The 19,879-nt window shown below is 68.1% G+C and carries 19 protein-coding genes and 1 pseudogene; 19 read left to right on the forward strand and 1 reads right to left on the reverse strand.

All coding sequences use genetic code 11. The annotated features are described in order from the left end of the window. Positions 1-13: 13 nt before the first annotated feature. Together AC4BEG_RS23910 and AC4BEG_RS23915 are read left to right on the forward strand one after the other, a co-directional pair. Positions 14-751, forward strand: coding sequence for a hypothetical protein (locus tag AC4BEG_RS23910; RefSeq protein ID WP_490701794.1), 738 nt, complete (start codon positions 14-16; stop codon positions 749-751). A 13-nt stretch (positions 752-764) separates the two neighbouring features. After that, positions 765-974: a DUF5999 family protein gene (locus tag AC4BEG_RS23915; protein WP_490701795.1), complete on the forward strand. Its 210-nt coding sequence runs from the start codon at positions 765-767 to the stop codon at positions 972-974. A gap of 338 nt (positions 975-1,312) precedes the next feature. On the opposite strand, the gene AC4BEG_RS23920 is transcribed toward AC4BEG_RS23915, so the two are convergent. Then, on the reverse strand, positions 1,313-1,471 hold the full coding sequence (locus AC4BEG_RS23920; RefSeq protein WP_490701796.1) for a hypothetical protein: 159 nt from the start codon (positions 1,469-1,471) through the stop codon (positions 1,313-1,315). A 30-nt stretch (positions 1,472-1,501) separates the two neighbouring features. On the opposite strand from AC4BEG_RS23920, the pseudogene AC4BEG_RS23925 reads away from it, so the two are divergent. The 17 genes and pseudogenes from AC4BEG_RS23925 to AC4BEG_RS24005 form a co-directional block, all read left to right on the forward strand. Then, positions 1,502-1,690 (forward strand): annotated as a pseudogene (locus AC4BEG_RS23925) (hypothetical protein); the annotation flags it as partial. 688 nt (positions 1,691-2,378) lie between these two features. Then, positions 2,379-3,602 carry a methyltransferase, FxLD system gene (gene fxlM / locus AC4BEG_RS23930; RefSeq protein WP_490701797.1) on the forward strand — a complete coding sequence of 408 codons (1,224 nt, stop codon included), beginning with the start codon at positions 2,379-2,381 and terminating at the stop codon, positions 3,600-3,602. Between the two features lie 58 nt (positions 3,603-3,660). Continuing rightward, on the forward strand, positions 3,661-3,867 hold the full coding sequence (locus AC4BEG_RS23935) for an FxLD family lanthipeptide (RefSeq protein WP_490701798.1): 207 nt from the start codon (positions 3,661-3,663) through the stop codon (positions 3,865-3,867). A 93-nt stretch (positions 3,868-3,960) separates the two neighbouring features. After that, positions 3,961-7,011 carry a lantibiotic dehydratase gene (locus tag AC4BEG_RS23940; RefSeq protein ID WP_490701799.1) on the forward strand — a complete coding sequence of 1,017 codons (3,051 nt, stop codon included), beginning with the start codon at positions 3,961-3,963 and terminating at the stop codon, positions 7,009-7,011. Beyond that, complete coding sequence (locus AC4BEG_RS23945; RefSeq protein WP_490701800.1) at positions 7,008-8,234, forward strand: lanthionine synthetase C family protein; 1,227 nt, start codon at positions 7,008-7,010, stop codon at positions 8,232-8,234. Before AC4BEG_RS23940 ends, AC4BEG_RS23945 begins: the two co-directional genes overlap by 4 nt. Then, a complete protein-coding gene (locus tag AC4BEG_RS23950; RefSeq protein ID WP_490701801.1) occupies positions 8,216-9,217 on the forward strand; it encodes a thiopeptide-type bacteriocin biosynthesis protein in 1,002 nt (333 codons plus the stop codon). The genes AC4BEG_RS23945 and AC4BEG_RS23950 overlap by 19 nt, the downstream gene beginning before the upstream one ends. Further along, on the forward strand, positions 9,214-10,362 hold the full coding sequence (locus tag AC4BEG_RS23955; protein ID WP_490701802.1) for a hypothetical protein: 1,149 nt from the start codon (positions 9,214-9,216) through the stop codon (positions 10,360-10,362). The genes AC4BEG_RS23950 and AC4BEG_RS23955 overlap by 4 nt, the downstream gene beginning before the upstream one ends. Before the next feature lie 203 nt (positions 10,363-10,565). Then, positions 10,566-11,219: a hypothetical protein gene (locus tag AC4BEG_RS23960; RefSeq protein ID WP_490701803.1), complete on the forward strand. Its 654-nt coding sequence runs from the start codon at positions 10,566-10,568 to the stop codon at positions 11,217-11,219. 60 nt (positions 11,220-11,279) lie between these two features. Continuing rightward, complete coding sequence (locus tag AC4BEG_RS23965; RefSeq protein WP_490701804.1) at positions 11,280-11,651, forward strand: hypothetical protein; 372 nt, start codon at positions 11,280-11,282, stop codon at positions 11,649-11,651. Beyond that, entirely contained in the window at positions 11,641-12,072 is a 432-nt protein-coding gene (locus tag AC4BEG_RS23970) for a DUF6093 family protein (RefSeq protein WP_490701805.1), read from the forward strand. The genes AC4BEG_RS23965 and AC4BEG_RS23970 overlap by 11 nt, the downstream gene beginning before the upstream one ends. Next, positions 12,072-12,500: an HK97 gp10 family phage protein gene (locus tag AC4BEG_RS23975; protein ID WP_490701806.1), complete on the forward strand. Its 429-nt coding sequence runs from the start codon at positions 12,072-12,074 to the stop codon at positions 12,498-12,500. The genes AC4BEG_RS23970 and AC4BEG_RS23975 overlap by 1 nt, the downstream gene beginning before the upstream one ends. After that, entirely contained in the window at positions 12,497-12,946 is a 450-nt protein-coding gene (locus AC4BEG_RS23980; protein ID WP_490701807.1) for a hypothetical protein, read from the forward strand. Before AC4BEG_RS23975 ends, AC4BEG_RS23980 begins: the two co-directional genes overlap by 4 nt. A 130-nt stretch (positions 12,947-13,076) precedes the next feature. Beyond that, positions 13,077-13,733 carry a phage tail tube protein gene (locus AC4BEG_RS23985; RefSeq protein WP_490701808.1) on the forward strand — a complete coding sequence of 219 codons (657 nt, stop codon included), beginning with the start codon at positions 13,077-13,079 and terminating at the stop codon, positions 13,731-13,733. Positions 13,734-13,735: 2 nt separating this feature from the next. After that, positions 13,736-14,290 carry a hypothetical protein gene (locus AC4BEG_RS23990; protein WP_490701809.1) on the forward strand — a complete coding sequence of 185 codons (555 nt, stop codon included), beginning with the start codon at positions 13,736-13,738 and terminating at the stop codon, positions 14,288-14,290. Then, positions 14,245-14,631 (forward strand): hypothetical protein, encoded by a 387-nt coding sequence (locus AC4BEG_RS23995; protein WP_490701810.1) that lies wholly within the window; start codon positions 14,245-14,247, stop codon positions 14,629-14,631. Before AC4BEG_RS23990 ends, AC4BEG_RS23995 begins: the two co-directional genes overlap by 46 nt. A 38-nt stretch (positions 14,632-14,669) precedes the next feature. Next, positions 14,670-18,941 carry a phage tail tape measure protein gene (locus AC4BEG_RS24000; RefSeq protein WP_490701811.1) on the forward strand — a complete coding sequence of 1,424 codons (4,272 nt, stop codon included), beginning with the start codon at positions 14,670-14,672 and terminating at the stop codon, positions 18,939-18,941. Continuing rightward, positions 18,941-19,873, forward strand: coding sequence for a phage tail family protein (locus tag AC4BEG_RS24005; protein WP_490701812.1), 933 nt, complete (start codon positions 18,941-18,943; stop codon positions 19,871-19,873). The genes AC4BEG_RS24000 and AC4BEG_RS24005 overlap by 1 nt, the downstream gene beginning before the upstream one ends. The last annotated feature ends 6 nt before the right edge of the window (positions 19,874-19,879 follow it).

Genomic DNA, 19,879 nt, shown 5'->3' on the forward strand with positions numbered 1-19,879 from the left:
AAGGAGATCGGCCATGCCCCCCGTGCCCACCCGTGACGCTCCGGCGGTACCCGGCGTGCCGTGGATCGCGACCTGGAGCCGTGAGCGCACCAGCACCAACCTGCTGGAGAGCCGCCTGCCCGGGGGGCTGTTCTACTTCAACGAGGGCCCCGGCGATCGCGACAAATTCGGAGCCCTGTGGGCCCGGCAGGCGCAGCGCATCGGGCAGGGTGCAGCTGAGCTGGCCGGGGTCCATCCGCGCCGTCAGCGGCAGGCCATGGAACAGCTGCTGTGCCAGGTGTGCGGGCTGGGGGCTGACATCAGTGAGCTGGGCGTGCTGTGGATGGAGCCCGTCGTACCCGGCGCCTCCATCTGTCCGTCGTCCACCCACCCACCGGTTTGCGTGCCGTGCGCCATGGAGTCGCGTGAGCGGTGCCCCCGGATCAGGCGGACCGGCGTGCACATCTTCCGCGTCGCGAGCCCCATGCCCGAGGGCGTCATTGGCACCCACTACTACCCCGGTCTCGACGGCACGCTCGTTCCCGATGGGTCGATGGAGGTGCGCTACGAAGACAGCGAGGTGAAGTGGGTCCTGGCGCATCAGATGATCACGGCGCTCACCGGGATTACCCCGGTCGACCTCGACGAGGAGTACGCCCGCTACCTGGCCACTGACCCGGATCCGAGAGTCGCCTCCGTCCGCAGCACGGCGTCTTGGCGGTGCCCTCGTCAGGCGATCTCCGACCACCGCACGACGTCTCCCACCACTTAGGAAGGACTTGCTCATGTGTTCGCACACACCGCGGTGCCCGGCCGCCGACGCCACCGACGCGGGCGCAGCCCAGCCCATTTCGATCCATTTTGAGCAAGGCTGGGTGCTTCTGTGTAACGGCATCGTGGTCTTTGACGACACCGGCCAACTTCGGCCCGATTTGAAGGTCGTCCCGCCCCGCCGCGTCGCGGCTCCCTCTCAGATGGAGAAGGCTGCGGCGTGAGCGTCCGGGACCAGGAGCACACAGCCGAGCCCAGCTCATCCCCCGCGGACTCGGCAGGCACCCGCCGCGCGTTGCGCGCTGACCTGCTGCGTGTAGGGAAGATCGGCGGCGCGAGGTCCGCGACTTCATCCGCGGCTGTGATCGAGGGCCACGCCCTCATCGACCGGCGCATCGGTGTGTGGGTGCCTCTGGCCGAGCGCCGCCGAGAAGCCGCAGCAGGTTCACCAGCGGACCAGGCCCGGTGGGACCGGCTGATCGAGACGGTCACCCGCCCTACGCAGCCGACCGAGGTCTCGTACGAGAAGCTGGTCGTGCGCGTGGGCAGTGCCCGAGATCTGCTACGCACCCTGGCTGACACCCTGCCGCCGTTCGTGCCGGTCGCAGAAGTCGCTCAGCGGATCGAGCAGAGGGTCGAATCCGGTACCTACCCTCCTGGCGCCGTCCTGGCACCGGGCCGGATCGCGGCCGACCTGGGCCTCCCTCTTCAGAGCGTCCATCTGGCCTTATCTGATCTCGCTGGCAAGGGCGTGATCGAGCAGCAGGCGAACTGTCGCGCACGGGTACCTGGAGCAAACCCCTTCAACGACAGGCCCCGCCAGCTCGCTCAACTCCTGCGGGCACTGGCAGCAGGAGGTGTCTTTCCTCCCGGCACCGCGCTGCCGGGCCGACGGGAGCTGTGCCGCATCCTGGTCACTGGGGACAAACCGTTCGCCGCCGCACTGCGTCTTCTGTTCCAGGAGGGGCTGCTGGAGCGTGATGGCCGCCAGCGGCTGACCGTGCGTCGAGGCTCCGTGAAGCGAACCGACCCGCCGAAGCTTCCCGAACCAGCAGGGCACGTGAAGAGTCTCCGGGAAGACGAGATCCGAGAAGCGGCCCGCAGGACGCGCGCCTGGTGGAACGCACGGCTCTCGCCAGCGCCTGCCGCACTGGATCAGGTCATCGACCAGCTCGGCGCGACAGCTCATCAACTGGTCAACCGGGCCCAACCTGGCTCCGTCCCGCCAAGCACCACGGAGCAGCAGTTGTCGGCCCTCGTCGCGCGCACGGCCATCACGGGCGCTGCGGTACACCATCCGCACTTCGAACTCCGGCTGTGGCACGCAGCATGCCTGGCTACTGCCGTGTGCGACCTGCTGGCCCTCCTCGACGACGTTGACGCCAGCCGTCCGATCAAGCGCACTGCGAGGCCCCCTTGCCGTGAAGCCCTTGATCACCCCCTGCTTTGGGTGGACAGCAGTGATGATCTCCGAGACTGCTTTTCAGCCGAACTCCAATGGTCATCCCGCCCGGCGGCGCGTAGCCCCTACCCAGGAGCAGCGCCCTGGCTAACGTCACAGCTGGCCGCCAGGCCAACTCGCTTACATATCCGAGCAGTTGTGCGAAGCCCGCAAAGGATCCCCCTCTATGACCGATGTGACCATGAACCCCGACGAGGCCAACCAGCTCCGCAACAAGGTCGTCGACCAGCTCAAGGAGGACGGCACGATCGTGTCGCCCGGCGTCGAGGCTGCAATGCGCAAGGTGCCCCGACACCTGGCCGTACCAGAGGCATCGCTCGCCGACGCCTACAGCACCTACAACGCTGTGGTCACGCAGGAGGACGAGCACGGCAATCACACCAGCTCGGTGTCCGCTCCGCAGATCCAGGCGATGCAGTTGGAGCAGGCCGACCTCAGCCCCGGCGACAACGTGCTGGAGATCGGCACCAACGGGCCGAACGCGGCGTACATCGCCGAGCTGGTCGGCGCCGATGGGCAGGTCACCACCGTCGATATCGACTCGGCTCCTGTCGCCCGCGCTCAGCAGTTCCTGGTTGCGACCGGCTACACGAATGTGCGGGTCGTCGTTGCCGACGCCGAGAACGGCGTTCCCAGCCACGCCCCCTATGACGCGATCATCGTGACCGTCGGGGCATGGGATATCCCGCCCGCCTGGACCGAGCAGCTCAAAGAGGGCGGCCGGCTCGTCGTGCCGCTCCGCATCAACGGCCTGACCCGCACCTACGGATTCGTGCGGCAGAGCGACCATCTGGTTGCCACCAGCGCCCACGTGTGCGGCTTCGTGTCGGTGCAGGGAACGGGCTCGCACAAGCAGCAGGTGATGCAGCTACCCGGAGACAAAGGGGTCACGCTGCACTTTGACGAGGGGGCTCCCGCCAACCCGGCGCTGCTGGACGGCGTTCTGGACACGCCCCGTGCCGAGACCTGGACCGGGGTGACCGTTGGCAGCCGCGAGCCCATCGGCACCCTTCAGATGTATATGGCGACACAGGTGCCGACGTATTGCAGCATGACCATCGATCCCGATCTGTCTACCGGTGCCATCGGTCCCACTGGCCTCGGGTTCTCCATGGTCGCTGTCGATGGCCCGAACTTCGGATACATCGTGGTTCGCCGCGACCCGGAGAAGAACAACGCGGAGTTCGGGTTCCACGCTTACGGGCCCGACGGGGCTGGCTTCGCCGAGCGGCTGGCCGACATCGTCCGCATCTGGGGCAAGCAGTACCGCAACGCTCCCGGCCCCCGCATCGCCGTCTACCCGGCGGCCACGCCCGATGACCGGATCCCCGGCGACCGGATCATCGACAAGAAGCACAGCCGGATCTCGGTCTCCTGGTCCGCCTCGTAGAACGCGGCGCTGTGCCAGGTCGTCCTGCACCATTCCATCGGACAGAGAGAGTGATCACATGACCACTGCCGTACTCGAGGGTGCCACTGCGCTGAACGGACTGCCGGACGGGGATCTCAGCGACGACGAGTTCCAGCTGGATGTTCACGTAGTCGTCTCCGAGAGCCCCATCACCAACCTGGACTGCCCCACCAGTGACGGCTGCGGTGACACCTGCGCCAACGGCGCCAGCTCCTGTGTCTCCACGATCGAGGATGCCGCCTGACAGGTCCTCCTGATCCTGTCGCCGGGGTGGCAATCCGATCGGGTCGCCACCCCGGCGACACCTGTATCCGCACCCCATCAAGAAGGGGCACCAGTGGCACACGGATCACCCATCACCTACCAGTGGCAGCGGGGAGTACTGCTGCGCGCCTCCACCGCTCCCCGGCCGATACCCGTGCCGGATCTCGACCTACAAGCCGCAGACGTCTCCGCCAAGGGACGCGCGTGGCTGGCCGAGGTGTGGCACGAACCGGTTCCGGATGCCGTGGCTGCCGCCAGCCCCGTTCTGTGCCAGCGAGTCACCGACATCCTCAACGGCACCCTGGCCGACAGCCGTCGCGTCCGCCGGGCGGTCCGGTCCGTGGCCGCGTACTTGCTCCGCTGGAATCACCGGCCTACGCCCTTCGGGGTGTTCGCCGGGGTCGCCCCCGTGCGCGTGTCCACCTCAACCCGGGTCGACTGGGCAGGCCAGTACGGGACAGTGCTCCGTCCCGATTCCAACTGGCTGACGGACGTCATCACGCAGCTGGAGAACAACGCCACCCTCCTTGCCCGGCTCACGGTCGTCGCCAACAACACCGGCCGGTCACGCGGCGACCGGCATGTGGTGGACGGTATGCCGACTGACGGACACACCAAGAACTACGCCCCGGTCGAGCTGTCCATCCGCCGTACCCGGCCCGTGGCCGCTGCACTCGGCGCAGCCCACACCCCGATCCCATGCGACGCGCTGCTGCGTCATCTTGCAGAGCAGTTCCCCACCGCGCGCCCGGATCAGCTCACCGGACTGATCTCCGACCTGCTGGACAAGCACATCCTGATCAGCAGTCTGTGGCCCTCCATGACGTCGATCGACGCGCTCGCCCATGTGTGCAGCCAGCTGGAGAAGGCCGATGCGGCCAGCATCGCCGACGTCGACGACCTCGCAGCCCAGCTCGCGACCATCCGCGATCGGATCGATCATCCCGACAGTGCAACACCGTGGACACCCGGCTCTGCCCTCGTGCAGGACATGCAGCGCATCAGCCGCGTCGCGCCGGTCCCGGTGCTGGTCGACACCGTGCTGGACTGCGCCCCTCACATTCCCGAGGCCCTGCTGACCGAGGCGGCCGAAGCCGCCGGGGTCATGCACCAGCTGTCGCCCCACCCCTATGGGTATCCCCGCTGGCGCGACTACCACCATCGTTTTCTTGAGCGGTATGGCAGCGGCGCCGTTGTCCCCGTACTGGACTTGACCGCCGACAGCGGGCTCGGCTTACCCGCAGGCTACCTGGGCTCCGAACGCTCCCGGCCGCCGTACCAGCTGACCGACCGAGACGAGAAGATCCTGCGCCTCCTCCAGGAGGTGACGCTCGACGCCGGCAGCGAACTTGTCCTCACCAGGGCGACGATCGCCGATCTGACCGCTGACCACACAGAGCCGCTCTTGCCTGTACCGCGGGCAGAGATAGCGGTAGAGATCCACGCCGCCACACCAGCAGCCGTTCAGTGCGGCGACTACCGGTTGCTGGTCACCGGAGCGCCCCGGCCGGGCAGCAGCATGTTCGGCCGGTTCGCCCACCTGCTGCCGCCATCCGCGCAATCCGCACTCTCCGACAGCTACGCGACAGCCGGCCCCGGCGGGATCCCGGCGCAGTTGTCGTTCAGTCCACGCCGCCGTCGCAACGAGAACGTCGCCCGCGTCACGCAGCTGCTGCCTCACACGATCCCCGTCGGCGAGTACCACGAACCTGGCCCCGGTGTGATCCCCCTCGCCGACCTGGCGGTCACCGCCGATGCCCGCCGCTTCTACCTGGTGCGCTTATCAACCGGGCAGCACATCGAGCCCCGCGTCCCTCACGCACTGGAAGCGTCCATCCACACGCCGCCGCTCGCCAGGTTCTTGGCAGAGATCAACACCGCCCGCAGCGCCGCGTACAAGACGTTCGCCTTCGGTGCCGCCGCGACGCTGCCGTACCTGCCGCGGGTCCGGTACAAGCGAACCGTTCTCGCCCCCGCCCGCTGGCTGCTGTCCTCCGAAGAACTTCCCGCACGCTCCGCACCCATGGCTGACTGGGCGAAAGCTCTGGATCGGTGGCGCGCAAGGCTCCATGTCCCTGACCGCGTCGCCCTGGTCGAGAGTGACCAGCAGCTCCCCATTGACCTTGACCAGCAGATTCCCCGTGCACTGCTGCGCGCCTGCCTGAACCGCACCCGCATCGTCGAACTGCGGGAAACCCCCACGCCGCAAGACCGCGCGTGGATCGGCCGATCCCACCAGCTCCTCATCCCCCTGGCGAACTCCGCTTCCGCCGACGCCTTCCCGTCTCTTCCCGAGCGCATCACCATCAGCCCGCTGATGCCGGGCCGGTCCACCGTTCTACACGCCCGCCTATACGCTCACCCCCAGCGGTACGCCGAGATCATCACCGGCCACCTGCCTGGACTGCTCAACCAGTTCGAGAATGCACCGCGCTGCTGGTTCCTGCGTGACCGCGACACCAGCAGGCCGGACTCCGACCAGTACCTGGCGCTGCATCTGAACCTGGCCACCTCGGACGACTACGGACCCGCCGCCGCGCTGCTCCACGACTGGGCTTCCGCCCTGCACCACCAGCGTCTGGCCGCCCGCCTGGAGCTGACCACCTATCTGCCGCAGACTGGCGCCTTCGGACACGGCCCCGCGCTCGACGCCGCACACGACGTCTTCGCCGCGGACTCTGCCGCATGCGCCGCACAGCTACGCGCCGCCCCCGACGGCCCGACCTCTCAGGCCCTGACTGCCGCCAGCATGTACGACCTGACCGTTCAGTTCATCGGCGACCCGGGCCAGGCCAACGCCTGGCTGACTCGCACCCTGCCCCACGAACACGGCCCCCTCGACCGGGACCTGACCCGCCAGGCCATTGCCCTGTCCGCTCCCGACCGGACGCACCTGCTGTCCCTGCCCGCAGGCCGGGACATCGCCGACGCCTGGCAAGACCGCGCCGGAGCCCTGCTCACCTACCGTAACGAACTGGCCTCCCAACGCGACCCGCATACCGTTCTGCGGTCCCTGCTCCACCACCACTGCAACCGGGCGCTCCCCATCGACTCCGACCACGAACGCTCCACCGGCCGACTCACGCGAGCCTGCGCCTTACGCCACGCGGAGGGACGCCAGTGACCACCACAACGGGCCCGATCGCAATCGCCGAGGCCTTCGCCCGATCCCTGGCCGCACCCCACCGACCGCCCAAAGAACAGCCCTGGCAAACACAGTCCCTGGCCGTGGGCGCCGCCGGTATTTCCCTGCTTCACATAGAACGTGCCCGCACCGGACGTGGCACCTGGCGCCAAGCCCACTCCTGGATCACCGCCGCCGTTTCCACGGACGTCAGCGCGGCTGACACCACCGGGCTGTACCTAGGCGCCCCAGCCATCGCCTTCATGCTCCTCTGCGCCGTCACAGACGAATCGACCCGCTACCGCCAGACGCTCAACGCCATCGACAGGCATACGGTCGATCTCGCCCAACGCCGTGTCGACGCCGCTGACGCCCGCCTACGCAGCGGACATCACTCCACGTTCCATGAGTACGACGTCTTCTACGGGCTGACCGGCATCGGCTCCTACCTGTTGCGCAGCGCCCCCAGCGGAACCGCCATGGAACGTATCCTCAGCTACCTCGTTGCGCTGACCCGTCCCATCCGCGACGACGACCACGGCGAACTGCCCGGCTGGTGGGTCGGACATGCTCCAGACCTCACCAACTCCGATGACTTCCCCGGCGGGCATGCCAACCTGGGCGCAGCGCACGGCATCACCGGCCCATTACTGCTGCTCGCCCGCGCCCAACGCCAAGGGGTGACCGTGGACGGCCAGACCGAGGCCATCGCCACCATCCTCGACTGGTTGGACACCTGGCGGCAGGACGGCCCCGCCGGACCCTGGTGGCCGGAACACATCAACACCGCAGAACTACGCACAGGCGTCACCAGTCGCACGGGGCCAGCCCGCCCAAGCTGGTGCTACGGAACACCCGGCATCGCCCGCGCTGGGCAACTCGCCTCGATCGCCGTCGGTGACGCCCGACGGCAGCACCAGTTCGAGCACGCCATGGCCCGCTGCCTGACCGATCCGGCGCAATTGAACCGTCTCACCGATGGGGGTCTGTGCCACGGCTGGGCGGGCGTCTACCAGACCGCCTGGCGCGCGGCTCACGACGCCTCCACCCCGGCCCTGCGCGCCACCCTGCCCGGCCTAGCCGCCTTCCTGACCCAGCACGCCCGCCCCGGCCCCGACCCCGGCCTCCTGCAAGGCGGCGCGGGCACCGCCCTCGCCCTGACCACCGCAGTCTGTGACGCTGCGCCGACCTCGGGATGGGACGCATGTCTACTGATCGACTGAACCAACCCGCCCCGCTTGAAGCGGTCCTGTCCGCCGTGCTTGAGGTCCTGGCCGGTGCCAGCACGGACACCGCCGCAGCCCACGCCGGACTCGAACCCGCCGACCTGGAAGCCGCCGTCGCCGTCTACCAGCAGGCCGGACTGCTCGCGCTCGCCCAGCAGACAGGGCCCCCGGCGTGGCGACAGCTCTACCTCGAGTTCACTGACTGGGACAAGGCCGAGCGGACCACCGCCAACCACATCGCCCCCATCCTGGACCTGGCTCAACAGGACAGGCTGATCACGGGCTGGTGGTTCATCCGCAAGCACCCATGCTGGCGGATCCGACTGCTCCCAGCCCCCGGAACACAGCTCCCTCCAGCACTGGTTGTCACCCTGGACGAACTCACCCCCGAAGGGCACATCCACCGCTGGTGGCCAGGCATCTACGAACCCGAAACCGCGGCGTTCGGCGGCCACACCAGCATGACCATCGCCCACGCCCTGTTCCACGCTGACAGTCGCGCCATCCTCACCACCCCTCACGGCGACTTGGGCCGCCGGGAGCTGTCGCTGTTGCTCTGCGCCACCCTGATGCGCGCCGCCGGACTGGAGTGGTACGAGCAGGGCGATGTCTGGCACCGCATCACCAAGGACCGGCCCCTCCCCCCAGACGTACCGGCCGCCAAGGTCCACGTCATGGCCGGAAGCCTGCGGCACCTGCTCCTGGCCGACACCAGCCCCACCGGCCCCATGCTCCAGTCGGACCGCACGCTCAAGCCCGCCGCCGAATGGGTTCGTGCATTCCGGAACGCAGGGAAAGACCTCGGCACAGCCGCCCGGAACGGAACTCTCGACCGCGGCCTGCGCGAGGTCATCTCCTACCACGTGATCTTCCACTGGAACCGGATCGGCCTGCCTGCACGCACCCAGAGCGTTCTCGCTCACGCCGCCCGTACCGCGATTCTGCACCCCGTTGACTCCACGAAAGGGCCGACGCCGTGACCGCACCACCCCCACAGGCAAAGCTCCACCGGCTCGCCCGACGATTCCCGCTGGTCAGCCGGTCTCACCTCGTCTACCCCAGCTTCGCCGCCCGGGTGGAAGAGGTACACAACTGTGCGGAAAAGTCGAAGCAGGACGGGCCACTCCTTGACCGGATCAATCTGGCGTGCGCCACCTGGAATCTGTCGGCACTGATCGCCTCCGACTGCGGCCTGACCGGCCTGGCGAAGGACCTGTGCCTGCGTCAGCTGCGCTTCTTCCAGGAGGCATGGCCCGTCACCGGGGACACTGCCATCGCCTGCCTCCAGCCGATCGTCAACCTCGTACGCCTGACCGCCCGAGCGGGAGACCCGCGTGCCGCCTATCAGCAACTGATGAGCGTGCACCGCGCCGTACACGACGGCGGCACCGTAACCGTCCACGGCCATCCCATCGGCCTCACTGGCTTCACCACCGACGCGACCTTGGACCACATCCAGCCCTGGCTACGCACCCTCCTGCTCGAAGACGGCACCCGGCTCCTTGTCGCCACCGACCAATGGCCCCAAGCGGCAGAGCACGCGACCGCCTACGACAAGGCCCCCGAGCGGCTGCACGAGAGTAGGCAAGCGCACGTCATGGCAAGCCTGCACACGGCCGACCCGGCCACAGCCAACTCGCTGATCGACAGGGCCATGATCACCGAACCGTGGGAGAAAGCCGTCGCACAAATCCTCCGCCACTACGCGGACCACCTTGCGGGCCGCGCCACGGCAGAAGGGTTCACTACTGTGGCGCACGCGGTGCAGGATGCATTGGAGCCGACCCCACCGCACCTGCGCATGTTCCGGGCAAGGATGGTCCTGGCGGCGATCGACCTGACATCAGAAGGCTGCGAGGCCCAGGCACAACCCCTGCACAACGCGATCGTCAGAGACACCATGCAGGCAGGCGACGCCTACGCTGCGCGCGAGATCCTGCGCCACCCTGTCCTATCGGCCAGCGAGCGGTCACACCGTGAGTTGGAAGCGATCGTCCGCGACGGCGGCCTCGACCAAGGGGCTTTGTCGGAGTCGGTGCTGTCCACGATGATGCAGGCCGTCAGCACAGCGGGAGCCAGCCTCGTACAGTGCCTCGCTGAGCTGGGGCGGGCGTCGTTGCATTAGTAGGCTGGGAGCGGCTGAACACGTCGGGTGCCGGCGAGGGCTGCCAAGAGGCGACCCGCGCGCTCCAACGGCGGCCTCGCCTGTGGCTCTAGCCTCCCTACTGCACGATGTGAGGGACGCCCGGCCAGGCTGCTTTAATGCCGCCCATGGTGACTGCGGGGGCTACGACGCACTGGTGGGATGACGCAAACACGGTAACTATCGTGATGGGCGTACTCGGCTTCATCGGTGCCCTCATCGGCGCCAGGGCTACCTGGCGTGCAAACCACCCTGATCGGCAGCTTTCCTTCCGGCTGGGCCGGGCTCGTCCGCTGCTGGCTGCTGCTGTTCCCACGGGCGTGTTGGACATACAGTACAACGGAGTGCAACTTACGAATGCGCCGTTCTTAGTTGACTTTACGTTGAAAAATCGAGGTCGGCAGGACATCGAAATTCCGACTGGACAGTTCCTCGACTTCAAATTGGAGAACCGACATCCAATTCTTGGGGTCATCCATGAGCAAGTTCACCACGGCCGCCGCTCCGTGGCTCCAATCCCTACCACGGTTACGGCCGACGGAGAGCTGAGGCTACTTAGTGGCTGGATTCCAAGCGGAGCCGTGTACAAGGCCACGTTCATCGCAAAGGGAACACCCATGCCTGCCACACGCTCACATATCCTTCCGTCGCGGCGTGTGTCCTACGTTGAACAACTGCCGCCGGATGAGGTGCTGTGTCTTACGCCGCTACCGAATGTCGCCCTCCGTAACCGTTGGTCAGGGGCCAAGTGGCGCATTCGTATCAAAGTGACAATGGCACTCGCTGCGATGATCACTTTAATCTTCCTCGGTGAGCTGGCTCAGAACGCCTCGGGTTGACGATTCCAACGACATCCGTACCCGCTTGAGCTGTCCGACCAGTGTTCTAGCGTCGGGCGTATGGATCACAACGACTCGCAGCCGCACCGTGTGCGGATCACCGCTCGTGGAGCGCAGGCCACCATTGAGATCGACGGGGAACCGGTGGACTCGCGTGCCGTCGGCGCCTACACGGTCAGCCAGCTCCCCGGCGAGCCAGCCCACGTCGTGCTGCACCTAGTGGAACGCGGGGATACTCGCTTTGATGGGTTGGCACGCGTCTCGGTCGCAGATGCGCTGGACCCTGGCCCGGCCGCAGCGACGTTCCTTGCCGCCATCGACCCCGAACAGTTGGAGTGTGTGGCGTTGGATCGGCCCGACCTCGGCACCGGTCCGAACTCGCTGACGCAGGCCATGCTCACCCAGCTCGGGGAGTGGGCTCGTGGCGTTTGATGTCGAGGGAGCGCGGCGGATGGTCGGCCGCATCCTGGACGACAAGTTGGAGGTGTGGCGCGACAGCGGCGGCCGCACGGACGACGTGCTGGATGAGATGACGGGAAAGCTGATCCCGCCGACACCGGACGAGCTGCTGGTCTGGGATGGTCTTGGCGCGGTGATGCCGCTGGGCCGCCCGGCGATTACCAAGCCGCTGGACGGCGCGGTCGCGCAGGAGCCGCCGACCACGGAATACCAGGCCGTGTTGCCCGTGCAGGCTTCGGAGCTGCGTGCCGACGACGTGATCCGCGTCGCCGGGTCCGTACGGCCGGGCGGGCCGCGTGACCCGCAGCTCGTCGGCCGCCGTTTCCGGGTGTCGGACAAGGCCGTGGGCACTTACAGCGTGGTGCGCATCGTGCGGGTGCAGGTGATCGACTGATGGCGTCGGCGAACTCTCACCCGAACGCCCACCCTGACGCCACGGCGTTCCGTGACCCGGTCGCGCTGGCCGCTGTCCTGGCCCGGATGGGTCCGGCCGCCCGTGCCCGTACCCGCACCATCACCCGCCACCACGCGATGCTCCTTCGGGTCCGTATCCAGCGCCACGCCTCCGGCCGTCCGGGACCGCGGGTGATCAGCGGCCAGTACCGCGCCTCGTGGGATGTGCGGATGAGCACCGGCGGCGGGCAGGTGACGGCGGAGGTGTTCTCCAACGCCCCGCAAGCCCGCAGGTTGGAGTATGGGTTCGTCGGCGTGGACTCGCTCGGCCGTCACTACCGGCAGCCGCCGCACCCACATGTCGAGCCCGCCTTCCAGCAGACACAACCCGCCTTCATCCAGGCCCTGGCGGAGGGAGTGCTGCCGTGACCGCCGCGCGCCTGCCCGTCACCCGGGCGCTCGCCGCACTCATCGAGAAGGCCACCGACAGGCCGTGCGGCATCGGTGAACTGCCCCGTGTTCGAGGCAAGTCCGGGGATTGGGAGCCCGCAGCTGCTCCGTACAGCATCCTCGATTCGCTGCCGGGGGAGTTCAGCGGTCCGCCGCTGTCGGACTGGCACGCGGACGCGGCCTGGACCTACCAGGTGACCTCGGTTGGGGAGCGGGACGACCAGGCGCAGTGGCTCGCCGACCGCGTACGCGCCGGTGTCGTCGGCCGCCGCGACGGACGATGGGCACATGACCTACTCGTTCCTCAAGCCCGCGTCATCGACCGCGAGTTGGGCTATGACGCTGCTGGGGAGCCTTCTGTGTCGGCGGCAGGCGCTATCGTTTCCTACGTGCAGCGGGTCACGATCACCGTGACACCTGCGTAGAGAGTCGTCTCTTCTGACCTCACCGCGGAGGCCCGCGCGGACGCTAGGCCCAGGCCAGGCGAACCCCCTTTGAACCTCAAGGGGCAGGGCCTTAAGCACGGGACGCTGCCCCAGAAGTGGGAGCGGACCTGTGTCCCTGAAAAAGTCCTCCACTCAGACCCGATTCCTCCGGCGCGGCATCTCCAAGATCTACTGGCTCCGGAAGATCAACGATCCGAAGCGGCCGACCCGCACGGAGATCTCCGAGCCCAACCGGTTTGACCTGACCGACGCCGTCAGCGATATCGAGGGCTGGGCCCTGGAGAACGACCCGATCGAGACCCCCGACATGGGGTCGACGTTCAACTCCTCGATCCCCGGCAACGACAAGGCCGAGAACTCCAGCCTGACCTTTTACGAGGACCGGCACTCCGACGAGATCGAGCGGCACCTGCCCAAGGGCGCCAAGGGCTATGTCGTGCTGCTCCGCAAGGGCGATATCCCCGGCAGCCGAAGCGTGGATGTCTTCCCCGTCCAGGTCGCCACCCGCGCCGCGACGTACTCGACGGGCAACGAGGCCGCGAAGTTCAAGGTCGACTTCACCATCACCGACGAGCCGTCGCTGGACCGGCCGGTGCCCGAGGCGTTCCACACCCTCCCGATGCCGGACGAGGACTGCGACACCGGTCACGACCATGGTCACCACGGCGGTGACCACGACGGTGACCACGTCGACGTGACCGTGGTCAGCACGACCAAGACCAAGACCGAGGCCACGGTGCGCGAGCACGACACTGACGAGGACTGATCATGTCGCGCCCAGCACAGACCAAGCGCCCCACCCGCTCCGCCACTTCGGCCGAGGGGGCTTGGTCGGCCAAGATGGAACGTCTCCGCCGTCGACCCCGTCCGCAGAAACGGCTCCGCGTCTGCGACGACGCGGAACTGCGCCAGCGATACGAAGAGGCCGAACAGGCCGCTCGCCGTGCCCGGTTCGTCGCCGAGGCCAACCCTGGTGACGAGCAGGCCGAGGCCCAGGCCGCCAACGCCGACTCGGCGCGCGACCAGGCCCTTCAAGCACTCGACGGTGCCTCGGAGTTCCTGACCTTCCGCGCACTGCCGCGCCCTGTGCTGGAGGACCTGATCGGTGAGCACCCGCCTACCGACCAGCAGGCGGAGGAGGGGGCGATCTTCAACGCCGACACCTTCCCCGCCGCTCTGGTGGCGGCGGCCTCCGTGGACGGCATGAGCCGTGAGGAGGCCGACGAGTTGCTGAACGGCTGGTCCACGCCGGACGCGAACGCTCTGTGGGACGCGGCATGGCAGATCCAGCAGGAGAGCCGGGTCGAGCTGGGAAAAGGCTGAGCCGTGATGCCGGCCTGCGCGCGGAGCTGGAGCTGTGCGAGCGGTTCCAGATTCCGCACTCGCAGTTCCTCGGCGGTGACGGCCGTTGGTCCGACCTCGACCGGGCGAAGGCGTTGGCCTGGGCGGACTGGCAGCGGTCGGTGTGTCCGGAGTGCCGTACGCGGCTGGAGGAGTGGGATCGCACCCGCGGCGGCGATCCCCACGCGTACGTCACCGACACCTTGCGCTGCCCTGGCTGCGAGCTGATCGAGCAGGAGCGCGATCACGTCCCCGAGGACCGGTCCGGCTACGGCGTGAAGATCCAGCTCCTCCCGCGCGAGCTGCACCCCGCCCACACCTGATCCAACCCGCATGACGTATGTAAGGAGGCTCCACGGCGGTGGCCGGGTTCACCCTGACCGTGGCGATGCGCGCCCAGGTCCGCGACCTGATCGCGGGAACTCGCGCTGCCTCCGGCCAGATGCGCACGCTGGCAGACCGCACGGACGCCGCCAACCGCTCCCTGGCCCGCCTCGACGCGAACGGTGCTCGCCTCTCTGGCCAGTTCGCCGCGCTGAATCGCTCCACCCGCTCAGCCGTCGGTGAGCTGAATCGGATCGCCGCCCGGGCCGCAGCCGCGCGTGCCAGTCTCCGCGCCGCCGGAGACGACGGTGCTCGCTCCATGTCCCGTCTCCAGCGCGCCACGGCAGGCGCTGGGAAGCGTGGGCTTTCCGGCGCCAACATGCTGGCCGGAGGCAGCCTCGTGCTCGGCGCGGGGGAGGCGATCCAAGAGGGCAACCGCTACCAGAAGCAGATGAACCTGTTCCGCGCGGTGACGAGCGCCACCGCCAGCCAGATGAAGCGTGCTGCGCTGGTGGCACAGCAGCTCGGGAATGATCTGAGCTTGCCGGGCTCGACTGCGGCCGACGCGGCCGAGGGCATGGTCGAGCTGAGCAAGGCGGGATTCCGCGCAGACCAGAGCATCGACTCGGTCCGCGCTTCCCTCCAGCTGTCCGCAGCGGCCAACGTCAATGCAGCCACGTCCGCCAAGTACTTGGGGGACATCATGGATCAATACGGTCTCGGCGCTGATCAGGCGTCGCGGGCGTCGGACACACTGGCCGCCACCGCAAACAACGCCAGTGGCTCCATCACCGACATCTACTACTCGATGCGGTACGCCGGACCGGTCGCCAACGCGCTCGGCGTCTCGCTCCAGGACACCGCCGCCGCGGTTGGCATGCTCGGTAAGAGCGGCATCCTCGGACATACAGCCGGAACGAGCTTGCGAGGGATCTTCGCGAACCTCGCTGCGCCAACACCCCAGATGAAAGGCGCCCTGAAAGATCTAGGGATCGACGCCTGGGACGCGCAGGGCAAGTTCAAGGGTCTGCGCGTAGTGATTGATGGTCTGTCGAAGGCCGAGCACAACCTTTCTCAGAAGGACTTCACCGCAGGCGTCACCAAGGCTTTCGGCAAGCCAGCGTTGAGCGGTGCGGCGGCACTCGCCCACCAGGGCACCGAATCCTTCGACGCACTGTCGGTGGCGGTGCGTCAGACCGGCGCCGCTGCCTCCATCACCGCATCGCGAGGGCAGGGCCTGACCGGTGCGATGACGCAGTTGCGCACCCAGGCCCGGCAAACCGGCCTCGCGCTGTACAACGGGATGGCGCCTGGCCTGGAGTACGTCACGCGGCTGCTCACACGGGGCATGGCCGGTGCGACCCCCTATCTGACCAAGGCCATTGAGTACGGCAACGCCCTGGCGGTGCTGTACGGGCCCGAGCTGAAGGCGAAGGCCGGAGCCGGGCTCGGCGGCTTGATCGATGAGGCGAAACGATTCGTTGGTCCGCTGAAGGAGCTGGGGGAACACACCCTGGCCACGGGCCTGAACCTCTTGATCAACGCGGCCACCACGCTGGGCGACGTCCTACGCAACGCGGCCGACGGCGCGGAGCCCATCGTTTCGGCGTTCGCAGATCTGGGCCAGGACGGCGGAGCAGCGGCCGGGACACTCGACATCATCGCCACCGTTGCGAACGTGGCAATGAACGCCGTCTCGGGCCTGTCCGCCGTATTGGTCCCGATCGGCCACGTTGTCGGCGGGCTGGTCACGGCTTTCGGTGCTCTGCCCGCCCCCATCCAGTCGGCCGCGCTGGCCATGCTCTTGTTCCGCAGAGCACAGCCCGGCCTGACCAGCCTCGCCAACACGGTCACCGGCCCGGTACGGACCGGCTTCGCGAACTTCGCCCAACAGATGCGGGTGCAGCAGACACTCGCCGCTGCCTCGGGGGCCACGCTGTCCCGCTATGGTGCGGCATGGGCGACAGTCCAGGCGAGGATCGGCTTCCTCGGCAACATGACTGGGGCGTTCCGCAGCGCCAACGGGGCGGGCGTAACGTTCACTGGAACGCTCAATGGCATGGCTCGCGCGGCTGGTTCGGGGCTGCGCTCGGCTCTTGGCGGGATTTCTAATGCGCTCGGTGGACCGTTTGGGATCGCCATGGCTGGGGTCTCCCTCGGTCTGGGGCTACTGGCTGCCCGCCAGCAACGTGCGGCGCAGGCTGCGGCTGAGCACCAACAGCGCATCTCCTCCCTGACCTCGGCACTGCGCGAATCCGGCGGACAGATCAACAGCGATGTCCGTAACCAAGCTGCACAGTCCCTGCTGGACACGAAGACCTCGCAGGGACAGTTGACCAAGGTCCTCTCCGACGCAGGAGTGCCGCTCTCCTCCCTGACCGACGCCTACCTCGGCCAGGGCACCTCGCTGAATGCGCTGCAGAAGCGACTGATGGCCACGGCAAACGCACACCGGGAATACAAAGACGTCGCTGGCGGCAAGGCCAGCGAGTTGGACTACACCGACGTCGGCCAGCGGTACAAGAACGCAGCCGACGCGCTCGGGGCGGTAAAGGGCGAGATGGCCGGAGCCCTGCGGAACGCCAAGGAGTTGGCGAAGGCGACCCGCGGCGCCGGTGATGGCACCAGCGCATACGACCGGCTCAAGTCGGCGGTGGGCGGCCTCGCGGACGAAACCGCCGATGCCGACACCCGCACCCGGTCCCTGAAGAGCGCCCTGGATCTGCTCTCCGGCGGGCAGATATCCCTCCAGGCTGCCAAGGCGAAGGTGAACAGCGCCGTCCTCGACCTGAAGGACGGAGCGAAGAACGTCAACCGGGACCAGGGCTACGGCGGCAAGCAGCTGGTCAACCGGGACCGGACGCTGAACACCACCACCCGGAACGGGCAAGCCCTCTACACCCAGCTCACGGCGCTGTCAGATGCAGCAGCCGACGCATCGGTGGCCACCTACGACCTGGCGCAGCGCAACGGAGAGGCCCTGCCCAAGGCACTGGCCAAGGCCCGCGGGGAGATGAGCCAGGCACGTGCCGAGGCGATCAAGGCAGCCCGCGGCTACGGGCTGACCAAGGCCCAGGCCGAAGGGGTGGCGGACAGCCTCGGTCTTCTGCCGTCGAAAGTGTCACTGCTGCTCCAGGCCAAAGGCATGGACAGCACCTTGGCCAACCTCATCGCCGTGCAGGCAGAGTTCCACCGGCTGCCGAAGGCTAAGACGATCAAGGTCGATTCCTTGTCCGACGGTGCGCAGAAGAAGCTCCGGAGCCTGGGGTTCACCGTCAAGACGGTTCCCGGCACCCGGCAAATCAAGATCACCGCACCGACAGCCGGAGCGAAGAAGAACCTCGACGGGCTGATCGACAGGCTGGGCCGCACACCGAGCTCGAAGAACGTGCATGTCTCGGTTGCCACTGCCACAGCCATCAAGAGCCTGCAAGCCGTACAGGCGAAGCTCCGGGCGACCCCCGGCGCGAAGTCTGTCGTCGTCAAAGCCCCCACCGCGCGCGCCCGCAAGGAGCTCCAGGCGCTCGGCTTCCGCATCTCAAAGGTTCCCGGATCCAAGAACGTCAAGGTGACAGTCCCCCCGGAGGGGGCCCGGCGGGGAGCCGACTCGATCCAGCAGCGGATCAACGCTCTGCGAGGCCGGTCGGTGACCGTCACCACCCGCCACGTCAACGTCTTCGACACGATCCGCAACGAGCCGTCCGGCACCGCAGACGCCCTGCGACGCCAAGCCGACAACCTCACCAGGAAGCACGCAGACGGCGGCGTCATCCACTACTACGCCAACGGCGGCATGCGAGAGGGCACGAGCGGCCCCCGCGGCCGTGAGCGGCACGTCGCGCAGATCGCACCGGCCGGGAGCTACCGCATATGGGCGGAGCGGGAGACCGGGGGCGAGGCATACGTGCCGCTGGCGCCCGCGAAGCGCGACCGCAGCAAGGCCATCGTGGAAGAAGTCGTCGGCCGCTTCGGCGGGCAGATCGAGTGGTTCGCCGACGGCGGCGTACGAGGCCGCAGCAGAGGTGGCTACAGCCCGGTGCTGGCCAGCTCCTTCCAGCGGGCCCGGAGCGCGGAGGCCATGGCGGGCGTGGTGCGGGCCTTCGACATCCGCACCGGCAACGACCGCGCCCGCACACGCGTGGTCGACGCCCGCGCGGGCGGGCGCGTCCAGGTCGTCGTCGTGCGCGAGCAGCAACCGCTGATCGGCACCATGCCGGTCACCGTTACCGACAGCTCCGCGACGCCTGAGCAGATCGGCACCGAGATGATGCGCAACCTGCGCAACGCCCAGCGTGGCGGGAGGGTTTGATGACCACACCACTGAAGAAGCACCCACCGATCGACCTGGCCCCTTGGCAGTTCGAGATCGGCGGCGTCGTCCTGGGCAAGGGCACCCGCATCCCGATCGGCAACATCGAAGGACTCGGCTCACCCGCTACCCGTCCCCAGGACGTTGACAACCCGACCGGCGACGGCACCTATCCAGGCCAGGACTTCTACGGGCCGCGCACCGTTCGCATCGAGGCCGGAATCAAGACCCCAGGTGACCCGGTTGCGGCGGCCGACCTGCTCGCCCGCCTGGAGCTGGCCGTTGATGACCCGGCCGCCCGCACCCGCCCTGCGGGGCGGGCCGTGCTGCGTGGCCGCTGGCCCGGCCACGGCATACGCCGCCTGTACGGGCGGCTGCGCCGCATGGAGGCCACCAGCACCGCGAACGCGATCAACGGGTGGATCCCGCTGGACATCGAGTTCGCCGCTCTCGACCCGCGCTGGCACGCCGACGAACTCTCCCGGCTGACGCTCAGCCTCGACCAGGCTGCCGACCACCAGGACGACCGGAGGGTCACAGCGCCACTGTGCGCACCTGCGGAGTGCGGCACAGCAGACCCTGACGACCGGCCCGGCTGGATCACCAACCACGGCAACGCCTCGGCCTGGCCCAGCATCCGTATCCACGGCCCCGTCAGCCGCCCGCGCATCTGGAACACCGTCACCGGCCGCTCACTCGAACTCACCCTGTCGCTGCGCGCTGGGGAGTGGGTGGAGATGGAGACCCGGCCCGGCACCTGCTGGGCACTGCGCAACGGCGCGACCAACGTGGCAAACGACCTCACGCCTGCATCGCGCCTGGACCTGTTCGCCATCCCGCGGGGCCGCTCGGAGATCGGCTGGAGCGCCGACGATCCCACCGGCACCTGCCGACTCGACGTGTCGTGGCGGTCGGCGTACGCCGCCCTGTGAATGGAG

This window comes from Streptomyces sp. JLBJ103 (genome assembly GCF_058215575.1).

What these genes read in the sequence shown, in the direction of transcription:
- AC4BEG_RS23910 (WP_490701794.1), top strand. Translation starts at nt 14, where the DNA reads ATGCCCCCCGTGCCCACCCGTGACGCTCCGGCGGTACCCGGCGTGCCG.
- AC4BEG_RS23915 (WP_490701795.1), top strand. Translation starts at nt 765, where the DNA reads ATGTGTTCGCACACACCGCGGTGCCCGGCCGCCGACGCCACCGACGCG.
- AC4BEG_RS23920 (WP_490701796.1), bottom strand. Translation starts at nt 1,471, where the DNA reads ATGGACGCTCTGAAGAGGGAGGCCCAGGTCGGCCGCGATCCGGCCCGG.
- fxlM (WP_490701797.1), top strand. Translation starts at nt 2,379, where the DNA reads ATGACCGATGTGACCATGAACCCCGACGAGGCCAACCAGCTCCGCAAC.
- AC4BEG_RS23935 (WP_490701798.1), top strand. Translation starts at nt 3,661, where the DNA reads ATGACCACTGCCGTACTCGAGGGTGCCACTGCGCTGAACGGACTGCCG.
- AC4BEG_RS23950 (WP_490701801.1), top strand. Translation starts at nt 8,216, where the DNA reads ATGTCTACTGATCGACTGAACCAACCCGCCCCGCTTGAAGCGGTCCTG.
- AC4BEG_RS23965 (WP_490701804.1), top strand. Translation starts at nt 11,280, where the DNA reads ATGGATCACAACGACTCGCAGCCGCACCGTGTGCGGATCACCGCTCGT.
- AC4BEG_RS23975 (WP_490701806.1), top strand. Translation starts at nt 12,072, where the DNA reads ATGGCGTCGGCGAACTCTCACCCGAACGCCCACCCTGACGCCACGGCG.
- AC4BEG_RS23990 (WP_490701809.1), top strand. Translation starts at nt 13,736, where the DNA reads ATGTCGCGCCCAGCACAGACCAAGCGCCCCACCCGCTCCGCCACTTCG.
- AC4BEG_RS23995 (WP_490701810.1), top strand. Translation starts at nt 14,245, where the DNA reads ATGGCAGATCCAGCAGGAGAGCCGGGTCGAGCTGGGAAAAGGCTGAGC.
- AC4BEG_RS24005 (WP_490701812.1), top strand. Translation starts at nt 18,941, where the DNA reads ATGACCACACCACTGAAGAAGCACCCACCGATCGACCTGGCCCCTTGG.